This is a genomic window from Flavobacterium sp., assembly GCF_043779715.1.
In the GTDB taxonomy this organism is placed as follows: Bacteria; Bacteroidota; Bacteroidia; order Flavobacteriales; family Flavobacteriaceae; genus Flavobacterium.
In genome coordinates this window covers 1-4363 of sequence record NZ_JAYWDT010000065.1, presented here as the reverse complement: position 1 = coordinate 4363, position 4363 = coordinate 1, and the positions used below count along the sequence as shown (strand labels likewise).

4 protein-coding genes are annotated in these 4363 nt (G+C 32.0%); 1 reads left to right on the top strand and 3 read right to left on the bottom strand.

Annotated features, from left to right (window positions below; all coding sequences use genetic code 11):
- The 3 genes from ACH2BG_RS03350 to ACH2BG_RS03340 form a co-directional block, all read right to left on the bottom strand.
- The coding region (locus ACH2BG_RS03350) for an ABC transporter permease (protein WP_395046317.1) at window positions 1–1075 on the bottom strand (1075 nt) is incomplete at its 3' end.
- 119 nt (window positions 1076–1194) lie between these two features.
- Window positions 1195–1896: an ABC transporter ATP-binding protein gene (locus ACH2BG_RS03345; protein WP_395046316.1), complete on the bottom strand. Its 702-nt coding sequence runs from the start codon at window positions 1894–1896 to the stop codon at window positions 1195–1197.
- 56 nt (window positions 1897–1952) lie between these two features.
- Window positions 1953–3077, bottom strand: coding sequence for an efflux RND transporter periplasmic adaptor subunit (locus ACH2BG_RS03340; RefSeq protein WP_395046315.1), 1125 nt, complete (start codon window positions 3075–3077; stop codon window positions 1953–1955).
- Between the two features lie 296 nt (window positions 3078–3373).
- Here ACH2BG_RS03340 and ACH2BG_RS03335 point away from each other — a divergent pair.
- Window positions 3374–4363: sigma-54-dependent transcriptional regulator (locus tag ACH2BG_RS03335; RefSeq protein WP_395046314.1), on the top strand; the 990-nt coding region annotated here is incomplete at its 3' end.

The following is a 4363-nucleotide window of genomic DNA, read 5'->3' as shown; positions in this document are numbered from 1 at the left end:
CAAGTACAAGAGCAATTAAAATTGAAAACAACGATAGTATTGCTGTTTCAAAAACAAATTGCTGAATTATATTAATTTTTGAAGAACCTATAACTTTTCTTATGCCAACTTCTTTGGCGCGTTTTATAGCATTTGCAGTTGCATAATTGATATAATTTACAATCGAAAGGAGCAGAATTAAAACAGATAATCCTACCATAATCATCAAAAACAGAAAATTACCATTTTCCTCTATTAAACCACTAGTTTTAGTATGTAACCTAATAGTATACAAAGGTTCTAAAGAGGGTTTGGTATTCCCATACTTTTCAATATACTGCTCTGGAGTAATTCCGTTTTCTTTGGCATAGCGAACTGTCATGTTATCGTAATAAAGTTTTTGCAAATCATTTTCGATAAGCGAAACTTTACTAGGATTTTTAACTTTAAGAAATAATACAAACTGAAAATTTCCCCATTGATCAATAGTTTTTCTAATTCTTAAATCAATGAAATTAATCACAGCAGATGGATTATAAGAGGATTTTTTATCCATCTTATATACCCCTCTTACAGTGAGTTTTTTATTCTGAAAAAGAACTTCTTTTCCTAAAGCAGTCTCTTTTCCAAAAAGCTGCAAAGCTAAATCTTGAGATAAACTAATACTATTCTCATCAGGTAATGCTGATTTTTGGTTTCCTTCAACAAATTCAAAAGGGAAAAATTCAAAAAAATTCTTTTGTGCTAATACGATTTTACTCGATTGCACTTTCTTATTTTTAAACCGAATTAGATCGCTTTCATAATTCCCACTTAAATAACAATACGATGCTACTTCTGAATTTTTCTCTTGTATCGCAGCACCTATTGGAGCTGAACTCGATGCCCAAAATGTATTCTCGCTCATTTGATTAGCGACCAAAAACACTTTTTCTTTATTAGGATTCCAAGCATTATAACTTTGTTCGTCATTCCAGTATAAAATGGCGAAAATCAATCCTGCAATACCAATGCTTAAACCCAAAATATTGAGAAAAGAAAACAGTTTGTTTTGCTTTAAGTGGTAAAGAAATATTTTTATCCAGTTGAGAATCATGACTTTTTGATTGATTAAATTTTGATTTGATTGATGAGAAATTAAAGCTGTTTACAAAAGTGTTTTGCAAAGCAACTCAAGGATGATTGTGGTGATCGATAAAAGGATGTTTATCATTTCTATACTTTAAAAACATCCACATTGCGACTATTTATTTTTTCTGAAAGGATCACACCATCTTTCATTATAATGGTTTTCTGCGAGAAGGAAGCGTCATAATCTGAGTGTGTCACCATCAGGATTGTGGCACCGTTAGCATGCAAATCAGTCAATAATTCCATTACTTCATTTCCGTTTTTGCTGTCTAGATTTCCTGTTGGCTCATCGGCAAGAATAATCTTTGGGTCGTTAATCAAGGCTCTTGCTACTGCTACACGTTGTTGCTGTCCTCCGGAAAGTTGCTGCGGAATATGTTTCAATCGGTGAGAAATTCCTAATTTATCAGCTATTACTTCTACTTTTTTCTTTCTGTCAGAGGATGGAACTTTATTATAAATCAACGGCAATTCAATATTGTCATAAACTGATAATTCATCTATCAGGTTGAAATTCTGAAAAATAAAGCCAATATTTTCTTTTCTTGCTTTCGATTTTTCTTTCTCTTTCAGACCAAACATTTCCTGATTGAGTAACTGATAACTCCCACCCGAGGCACTATCTAACAACCCAACAATATTCAATAAAGTAGACTTTCCGCTTCCCGATGGTCCCATAATCGAAACAAAATCACCTTGATTAATGGTTAATGAAACTTCACTCAGTGCCATAGTTTCTACTTCTTCTGTTCTAAATACTTTTGAAAGATTTTTAATTGTGATCATACTATTCGTTTTTTGATTGATGCTATTTTTATCTAAATTAATTATGTACTATTTTTTTATTCTAAATTCAAAACTTCGACTTCTTTATAGTCTTTATAAGAGGAAGTGATCACTTTTTCACCTGCTTTCAATCCGCCGAGTACTTCATAATATAATGGATTTTCTCGACCCAATTTGATTGTTTTTCTCTCTGCTTTGTTGCCATTGACTACAAAAATCCATTTTCCATTAGTTTCTTCGTTAAAGCTTCCTTTGGAAAGTACTACCATCTTGGTTTTTTCTGATAGGTTTAATTTTACGCCAAAACTCAATCCTTGTTTTAAATCTAATTTTTCAGATGAAACAAAATCCAATTCTACTTGAAACCTTCCATTTTTTATTTCAGGAATCACTTTGGTTATTAGAACTTCGATGGATTTATTTTCAAAATCTACTGTTCCTTTTTGTTGTTCTGCAATTTTATCCAAATAAAATTCGTCGATGTCAGCTGTCAATTTATATCCTTTCCTGTCATCAATAGAACCAATACTTGTATTTTGTTCATAGGTTTTCCCTAGTATAGGTTCAAAGGAAGAAAGTCTTCCAGAAATTGGTGCTGTTATAAGGAAATTCTTTTTATTCATTCTCAAAATATCCAAACTTTTATTCATGAAACCAATGGATTGATTCAATTGTCCAATCTGGACTTGATTTGCTAATTTTTCTTTTTTGACACTTTTTTTGATTATGTTCATGCGCTCTTTTTGAAAACGATAATTTTCTTGGGTCTTTTCCCATTCATTTTTTGAAAGTATTTCTTTGTCAAAAAGTTTTTGGTTCAATTCGAATAAGTTTTTAGCATCAAGATAATCGTGTTCTATTCCAATCAAGTCTTTTTCTAAATTCAATTCCTGATTTCTTAAATCGAGTTTGCCCTTATTTAAGTTATTAATTTGTTCGATAATAGCCGTTTCTTGCTGCATGTACGCCAGTTCTGCATTAGGATTATATAAGCGTGCTAACGGTTGTCCTTTTACAACCATATCTCCATTTTCAACAAATATTTCCTGAATGGCTCCGCCTTCTATAATATTCACTAGCATCGAATTTAAAGGAACTGCTTTTGCCTGAAAAGACATAAAATCTTCGAAAAAATTATTTTCTACGGTCTTAATCGTAATTTCAACTTTTTTTACGTTCAAACTTCTTTTTTTAGTAACAGATGAAAAGACAAAATACCCGAAGAGTAAGATAATCGGCAAAGCCATTAAAAGATACTTTTTTTTGTTAGTTTTACGTACGATTTTGGTGTCCATTTTTTATTATTTATGTAGTCTAATAGGATAATCGTACCAGAAAAACAAAAACTGTAATTAATTTATTATTAGGCTTTTAATTTTAATAATATTTACACGGTGTCCATAATTGAACACTATTTGTCCGATTCCGAACAACGATTCCATTTTCTGAATAAAAAAAATACAGATATTACGCTAGAATGAAAAAGACCAACGCCTCAATTTTAGTTATAGACGACCAAGAAGACATTCTTTTTGCTTCTAAAATGCTACTTAAAAAGCATTTTGAAAACATTTATACGCTCAATAACCCAAAAAATGTAGTTGAATTATTATCAAAAAATACCATTGATGTGGTTTTGCTGGATATGAATTACAGAATAGGATTTGAAGACGGCAGAGAAGGTTTGTATTTATTAAAAGAAATAAAAACGCTTTCGCCAAAAACGGTCGTTATTTTGATGACCGCTTTTGGTAAAGTAGAAACTGCTGTAGAAGGTTTAAAAGCAGGTGCTTTTGATTATATTTTGAAACCTTGGGAAAATGAAAAATTACTTAGCATTGTAAAACAGGGAGTTGAAAAAAGCCGGAAAGAACAAAAGAAATCAAATAATACCGAGATTGTTGACGAATTTTTTGTTGGTAGTTCAGATGTTATAAAAAAAGCTTATTCTCTGGCTGATAAAGTGGCCAAAACAGATGCCAATGTTTTAATACTTGGCGAGAACGGAACTGGTAAATTTGTGTTGTCACATCATATTCATCTGGAATCAGAGCGGAAAAATAATCCTTTTATTCACGTTGATTTGGGTTCTTTAAATTCTAATATTTTTGAGAGCGAATTATTTGGCTATGCTAAGGGTGCTTTTACAGATGCGAAAGTTGATACGCCAGGACGTTTTGAAATGGCTCAAAACGGCACTATTTTCTTAGATGAAATAGGAAACGTCCCATTGCATTTACAAGCTAAACTCTTGCAGATAATTCAAACTAAAATGGTAACGCGATTAGGAGAATCAAAAGCTAGGCCGCTGAATGTTCGCATTATTACAGCTACCAACCTGAATCTAAAACAAGAAGTTACAGATAAGAATTTCCGTGAAGATTTGTATTATCGCATCAATACTATGGAAATCGTGCTGCCTCCACTACGCGAGCGAATTGAAGATAAAATTCCTCTGGCGAAGTAC

Coding starts and splice junctions, on each gene's coding strand:
- ACH2BG_RS03345 (WP_395046316.1), bottom strand. CDS start 1,896: ATGATCACAATTAAAAATCTTTCAAAAGTATTTAGAACAGAAGAAGTA.